Genomic DNA, 6,472 nt, shown 5'->3' with positions numbered 1-6,472 from the left:
TCCGCCCGGCAAAATAGCCCAGCACGTCCGAGGCGACGACCACCGCCACCAGCCACAGGATCGCCGCCGTTCCCCCCGCCTCGCGCAGCGCGACCAGCCCGTAGCCTGCGATCAGGATCGCCAGCGCATAGCCCCCCGCCAGCCAACGGTCGCGCCGGGGCGTCAGGATCAGCGCCAGCGCGGGCAGGCCCAGAAACAGCGGGGCGACGCCGGTCTTCAGCACCAGCGCCGCGACCAGCGCCACGCCCGCCGCCCCCGCGATCACAAGCGCCGGCCGCCGGTCGAGAGGCGCGGTCATCCCCGCCAGTTCCCAGATCATCACCGCGGTCAGCACCACGACCAGCACCGCAAAGGCCAGGCCGCCCAGCCAGATTTCCACCGCGCCCACCGCCACCATGACGATGGCCGACAGGACGCGCGTGCGCAGGTCCGCCCATTTGCCGGACGGCGCCGGCGCAGGCTCCCTCACTTCAGCACCCCGCCGAACCGCCGCTCGCGGTTGGAAAAGCGCTGGACGATGGCAGCCAGTTCCTCGGGCCCGAAATCCGGCCACAGCGTCTCGGTGAATTCGTATTCGGAATAGGCCGCCTGCCAGGGCAGGAAGTTGGAGGTCCGCGTCTCGCCGCTGGTGCGGATCACCAGATCCGGGTCCGGCAGCCCGCCGGTGTCCAGCCGTTCGGCAAAGGCCGCTTCCGTCACATGGCGCGAGTCGAGGATGCCCTGCGCCGCCGCCTCGGCGATCTTCCTGACCGCGCGGACGATCTCGTCTCGCCCGCCATAGTTCACCGCCACCGTCAGGTTCAGCCGGTCCAGCCCTGCCGTCCGCGCCTCGATCCCTGCCATCAGACGTTGCAGCTTGGGATCAAGCCGCCCCCGGTCGCCGATGAAGCGCATCCGGACACCGGCCTTGGCCAGCCGGTCCGCCTCGCGCTCGATATAGCGGGCGAAGATCGCCATCAGGCCCAGAACTTCCTCGGTCGACCGCTTCCAGTTCTCGGTCGAGAAGGCGTAGAGCGTCAGCCACCTGATCCCCAGGTCCGGGGCGGCCTTGACGATCTCGCGCACCCGTTCCGCCCCCTTGCGGTGGCCGACCAGCCGCGCCCAGCCCCGGTTGGTAGCCCAGCGGCCATTGCCGTCCATGATGATCGCCAGGTGGTTCACCGGTCGCGTCGCGACGCCCACCTGCAGGTCCTTCGACACCTGCCGCCCTCCGTCTGCAGGTCAGACCTGCATGATTTCCGCCTGTTTGCCTTCCAGCGCCCGGTCGACGGCGGCAATCGCCTTGTCGGTCAGTTCCTGAATCTCGTCGGACCAGAACTTCTGGTCGTCCTCGCCCATCCCTTGCGCCTTGGCCTTCTTGATCTGGTCCATCCCGTCGCGTCTGACGTTGCGAATCGCAACCTTGGCGCTTTCGGCATATTGCGCGGCAACTTTGGTCAATTCGCGGCGGCGCTCCTCGTTCAGCTCGGGGATCGGCAGGCGGATCAGCGGGCCGTCGGTCACCGGGTTGATGCCGATGCCCGACTCGCGGATCGCCTTCTCCACCTTGCTGATCATCGCCTTGTCCCAAACGTTGATCACCACCATCCGCGGCTCTGGCACGTTGACCGTTCCCAGCTGGTTGATCGGTGTCATCTGGCCGTAGGCGTCTACCTGGATCGGCTCGACGATCGAGGCACTGGCGCGGCCCGTCCGCAGGCTGGCGAATTCCGTCTTCAATGCCGCCATCGCCCCCTCCATCCGGCGCTGGATTGCATCGGTGTCGATCTCGATCTCTTCATGTGCCATGCGACTGGTCCTTCACTTCCCCGGTGGCGCTGCCCCCACAATTTCGCGCTCTATAGCAGAGCGCCGCGGGCCGGGTATAGGCCAAAGCTCCTGACCCGCGGATCGCGCCCGAGTCGGGAACGCGCTATCACTTTGCCGACTTCCCGCGCCCACGCAGGGGAATGCATAAGCGATGAAGCGCAAAGGAATATGCCCGGTCTCTGGACACCGGGCCAGATCAACCCAGCGTCCGCAAGGGCTTAGCCCTGCACCCGCGTATAGGTCCCCTGCCCCGCCAGAATCCCCCGGAACCCGCCCGGCTCGTCCAGGCTGAAGACGATGATCGGCAGCGCATTGTCGCGGGCCAGTGCGATGGCGGTCGCGTCCATCACCCCCAGATGCTTCTCCAGCACCTCGTCATAGGTGACATGCTGGTAACGCTTTGCATCGGCGTGCTTTTTCGGGTCCTTGTCATAGACCCCGTCCACCTTGGTCCCCTTGAAAATCGCCTCGCAGGCCATCTCGTTCGCGCGAAGCGTCGCCGCGGTGTCGGTGGTGAAATAGGGGTTCCCGGTTCCGGCGGCGAAGATGCAGACCCGCTTCTTCTCCAGGTGGCGCACCGCGCGGCGGCGGATATAGGGCTCGCAGACCTGGTCCATCGGGATCGCGCTGATGACCCGGGTGAACACCCCCAGGGCCTCCAGCGCCGACTGCATCGCCAGCGCGTTCATCACCGTGGCCAGCATCCCCATGTAATCCGCGGTCGTCCGCTCCATCCCCTGGGCGCTGCCCTGCAAGCCCCTGAAAATGTTGCCGCCGCCGATGACCATGCAGATTTCCACCCCCATGTCCCGGACCGACTTCACCTCTTCGGCGATGCGGTTCACCGTCGGCGGATGCAGACCATAGCCTTGGTCGCCCATCAGCGCCTCGCCCGAGATCTTCAGCATCACGCGGCTGTATTTGGTGGCCGTTTCGGACATGGCACCCCCTGCATATCGTTTTGTGTTTGGACTGGGCCGCAAAATGTCGCAAAACCGCGACGGGTTCAACGGGGGATCGGCGGTGAGGATCGACAGCATCTCGCGCGAGGCGCCCGTGCTGGTCGCGGGGCCGACCGCCAGCGGGAAATCCACGCTCGCGATGGAGCTTGCGGCGCGCGACGGTCGGCTGATCGTCAACGCTGATGCGCTGCAGGTCTATGCCAACTGGCGCGTCCTGACCGCCCGCCCCTCCGCCGCCGACGAGGCCGCCCTGCCCCATGCGCTTTACGGTCACGTCCCCCGCGAGACGCCCTATTCCGTTGGCCACTGGCTGCGTGACGTGGCGCCGCTCCTTGCGCGTCCGGTGGTGATCGTCGGCGGAACCGGCCTCAATTTCAACGCGCTGACGCGGGGCCTGGCGGAAGTGCCCGACACGCCCTCCGCCATCCGCGCCGAGGCCGATGCGCGCCTCGCCGCCGAGGGGCACGCGGCGCTCCTCGCCGATCTCGACCCCGCCACCGCCGCCCGGATCGACCGGCAGAACCCGGCCCGCATCCAGCGCGCCTGGGAGGTCTGGCGCACCACGGGCCGGGGGTTGGCGGCGTGGCAGGACGACACGCCCGCACCTCTTCTGCCGCTGGCAAAGGCCAAGGCACTGGTGCTGGTGCCCGATGTGCCCTGGCTCGACGCCCGCATCGAGCGCCGCTTTCAGCAGATGCTGACCGAAGGTGCACTGGACGAGGCGCAGGCGAACCTGCCCGGCTGGGACCCGAGGCGTCCTTCGTCGAAAGCCATCGGCGGACCGGAGCTGATCGCGCATCTCAAGGGGGAAATCAGCCTCGGCCAGGCGATGGCTGCCGCCATCCTCGGCAGCCGCCAATATGCCAAGCGGCAGCGGACCTGGTTCAGATCGAACATGAAGACCTGGCGCCAGCTTTCCCTTCCCTGACCGGGACTTGCGCGTGAAAGCTGCAGCGGTTTTCCGCTTATCCACAGGCTTGTGCACAGAATAATGCAACATCGGTGGGTAACTCGGTCGCAGCCTCGCGAAAACCGCTTGGGTTGGCCCGGCGGGCCTGCTTTACTTCGTCGGACAGCGCCTCTGCCACAGGATCTGCCCCGAAATGCTGAAGTCCGCCCCGGTTTCCACTCCGCGCCTCGTTGCCATTCCCCGCCTCGCCGCTGGCGGTCGCTGGCGGGTCGAGGCGATGCGCTCGCTCTCCGAACCCTGCCTCTTGTGGTTCACCAAGGGCCAGGGCCGCATCACGATCTCGGGGGTGACGCGCGGCTATACGGCACATAATGCGGTTTTCATCCCCGCCGGCGTCATGCACGGCTTCGAGGCCGGGGCCCAAGTCTTCGGCACCGCCGTCTTCTTCGGGCGCGATCCGAAGGTCACTCTGCCGAAGTCTCCGCTGCATCTGCGCATCCGCGAGGTCCATGCCCAGCAGGAAGTGAACGTCCTGCTTGATTCGATTCTGCGCGAGATGGAAAGCGACACGCCCGCGCATGACCGCGCGACCGAGGCCTATGTCGGGCTGCTCGGCGTCTGGCTTGAACGTCAGGCCCGCAAGGCAGACCCCCTGGAAAGCCCGCGGCAGGATGCCACACGACGGCTGGTGGCCCGCTACACGGCGCTGCTGGAGCGGAACTTCCGCACCGGCATGAACGTGGCCGATTTCGCCGCCGCGCTTGGCGTCACCCCCACCCATCTCACCCGCTGCTGCAACGCCGCCTGCGGTCGCCCCGCCAGCGAGCTTCTGCAAGACCGCCGCATCTTCGAGGCGCGGAAACTCCTGGCCGAAACCCGCATCCCGGTCGGCAAGATCGCCGAGCAGTTGGGCTTCAATTCGCCCGCCTACTTCACCCGCGCCTTCCAGCATCTGACCGGGAAATCGCCCACCGCCTTCCGCCGCGCCGGATGAAGCTTTTGTCCGGAAGGTAAAGGAATCGACACGCCGATGTCGTTTTTGGAACTCAACCGTCGAAACCAGCCGTTGACGCAACGTCGAAAAAGGTGCGCAATAGGCACGGGGATGCGCAAACCGCGCAGGCTGCAGGATCGGGTCGGCACTGGCCGGAAAGGTCTGGAAGCGTGGGGTTCTGCGTTGCCATGAAGAACAGAAAAAACCTGACAGGGAGACCATGATGAAAGATATGATCCACGAGGCGGGGCTGCATTCGGCGGCGAAGATGTATGCCTCGGAATATGCTGAGGGCAAGCTCAGCCGGCGCGAGTTTCTGACCCGCACCACCGCGCTCGGCGTCTCGGCAGCCGCAGCCTACGGCCTCATCGGCCTCTCCGCTCCGGCTCAGGCTCAGGAAGCCAAGGCCGGCGGCACCCTGCGCATGAGCATGGAACTGAAGGCGCTGAAGGATCCGCGCACCGCCGACTGGAGCCAGATCGCCAACTTCACCCGCGGCTGGCTGGAATATCTGGTCGAATACAACAACGACGGCTCGATCCGCGGCATGCTGCTGGAAAGCTGGGAAACCAACGACAACGCCACCGAATACACCATGAAGGTGCGTCCGGGCGTGAAATGGTCGAACGGCGACGATTTCACCGCCGATGACGTGGTGAACAACTTCACCCGCTGGGCCGACGGCAATGTCGAAGGCAACTCGATGTCGGCCCGCATGGCCGGTATCCAGGATCCGGCCACCAAGGCCGCGCGCCCCGATGCCTTCGAGGTGATCGACCCGCTGACCCTGAAGCTCAAGCTGTCGCAACCCGACATCGCGCTGATCGCCTCTTGCGCCGACTATCCGGCCCAGGTCATGCACAAGTCCTATGACAACGGCGACCCGTCGGTGAACTGGATCGGCACCGGCCCCTACGCGCCAGAGAGCTTTGAAACCGGCGTCAAGGCGGTTCTTGTCAAGCGCGCCGAACCCTGGTGGGGCACCGATGTCTACGGCGGTCCGTATCTGGATCGGATCGAATATCTCGACCTCGGCACCGACACCTCGGCCTGGGTGGCTGCGGCCGGTTCGGGCGAGATCGACGCGACCTACCAGACGGTCGGCGAATTCATCGAACAGCTGGACGGTCTGGGCTGGACCAAGTCCGAAGCGACCACCGCGGCCACGCTGGCCGTGCGCTTCAACCAGCTTGCCGAAGAGTTCAAGGATGTGAACGTCCGCAAGGGGCTGCAGCTGGCAGTGGATAACAACGTGGTGCTGGAACTGGGCTACAACGGCCTGGGCAAACCCGCGGAAAACCACCACGTCTGCCCGATCCACCCGGAATATGCCGAACTGCCTCCGCTGACGGTCGATCCGGCCAAGGCGAAAGAGATGGTCGCGGCGGCTGGCCGTGGCGATTTCGAGTTCGAGCTGATCTCGCTGGATGACGACTGGCAGGCCGCGACCTGCGACGCCATCGCCGCGCAGATCCGCGACGCGGGCATCAACATCAAGCGTACGGTGATGCCGGGTTCGACCTTCTGGAACGACTGGACGAAATATCCGTTCAGCGCGACGGAATGGAACATGCGTCCGCTGGGCGTTCAGGTTCTGGCGGCGGCCTACAAGTCGGGCGAGGCCTGGAACGAGACCGCCTTCTCGAACGAGGAGTTCGACGCCAAACTGGCAGAGGCGCTGGCCATCGCCGATGCCGACAAGCGCCGCGAAGTGATGAAGCGTCTCGAAGAGATCATGCAAGAGCAGGGCGTGCTGATCCAGCCCTACTGGCGCTCGCTCTTCCGCCACACCGATCC

7 protein-coding genes are annotated in these 6,472 nt (G+C 65.9%); 3 read left to right on the top strand and 4 right to left on the bottom strand.

Annotated features, from left to right (window positions below; translation table 11 throughout):
* From V7Q39_RS18420 to pyrH, 4 genes are all read right to left on the bottom strand, one after another.
* Positions 1–469: phosphatidate cytidylyltransferase (locus V7Q39_RS18420; RefSeq protein WP_333818069.1), on the bottom strand; the 469-nt coding region annotated here is incomplete at its 3' end.
* Positions 466–1,140: a polyprenyl diphosphate synthase gene (gene uppS, locus V7Q39_RS18415; RefSeq protein ID WP_443082547.1), complete on the bottom strand. Its 675-nt coding sequence runs from the start codon at positions 1,138–1,140 to the stop codon at positions 466–468. The genes uppS and V7Q39_RS18420, both read right to left, overlap by 4 nt.
* Positions 1,141–1,221: 81 nt before the next feature.
* A complete protein-coding gene (gene frr / locus V7Q39_RS18410) occupies positions 1,222–1,788 on the bottom strand; it encodes a ribosome recycling factor (protein ID WP_333818067.1) in 567 nt (188 codons plus the stop codon).
* Positions 1,789–2,027: 239 nt separating this feature from the next.
* Positions 2,028–2,750, bottom strand: coding sequence for a UMP kinase (gene pyrH / locus V7Q39_RS18405; protein WP_333818066.1), 723 nt, complete (start codon positions 2,748–2,750; stop codon positions 2,028–2,030).
* Between the two features lie 43 nt (positions 2,751–2,793).
* On the opposite strand from pyrH, the gene miaA reads away from it, so the two are divergent.
* From miaA to V7Q39_RS18390, 3 genes are all read left to right on the top strand, one after another.
* Positions 2,794–3,699, top strand: a complete 906-nt coding sequence (gene miaA, locus V7Q39_RS18400; protein ID WP_333818065.1) for a tRNA (adenosine(37)-N6)-dimethylallyltransferase MiaA — start codon at positions 2,794–2,796, stop codon at positions 3,697–3,699.
* A 175-nt stretch (positions 3,700–3,874) separates the two neighbouring features.
* Positions 3,875–4,675 carry a helix-turn-helix domain-containing protein gene (locus V7Q39_RS18395; RefSeq protein ID WP_333818064.1) on the top strand — a complete coding sequence of 267 codons (801 nt, stop codon included), beginning with the start codon at positions 3,875–3,877 and terminating at the stop codon, positions 4,673–4,675.
* Between the two features lie 220 nt (positions 4,676–4,895).
* Positions 4,896–6,472 (top strand): ABC transporter substrate-binding protein (locus tag V7Q39_RS18390; protein WP_443082546.1); only part of this gene is annotated, 1,577 nt, incomplete at its 3' end.

It is taken from the genome of Tabrizicola sp., assembly GCF_036781545.1.
In the GTDB taxonomy this organism is placed as follows: Bacteria; Pseudomonadota; Alphaproteobacteria; order Rhodobacterales; family Rhodobacteraceae; genus Tabrizicola.
The sequence above is the reverse complement of the archived record's forward strand: the minus strand, read 5'-3'. Positions and strand labels throughout refer to the sequence as shown.

Coding starts and splice junctions, on each gene's coding strand:
- uppS (WP_443082547.1), bottom strand. CDS start 1,140: ATGGACGGCAATGGCCGCTGGGCTACCAACCGGGGCTGGGCGCGGCTG.
- frr (WP_333818067.1), bottom strand. CDS start 1,788: ATGGCACATGAAGAGATCGAGATCGACACCGATGCAATCCAGCGCCGG.
- pyrH (WP_333818066.1), bottom strand. CDS start 2,750: ATGTCCGAAACGGCCACCAAATACAGCCGCGTGATGCTGAAGATCTCG.
- miaA (WP_333818065.1), top strand. CDS start 2,794: ATGTCGCAAAACCGCGACGGGTTCAACGGGGGATCGGCGGTGAGGATC.
- V7Q39_RS18395 (WP_333818064.1), top strand. CDS start 3,875: ATGCTGAAGTCCGCCCCGGTTTCCACTCCGCGCCTCGTTGCCATTCCC.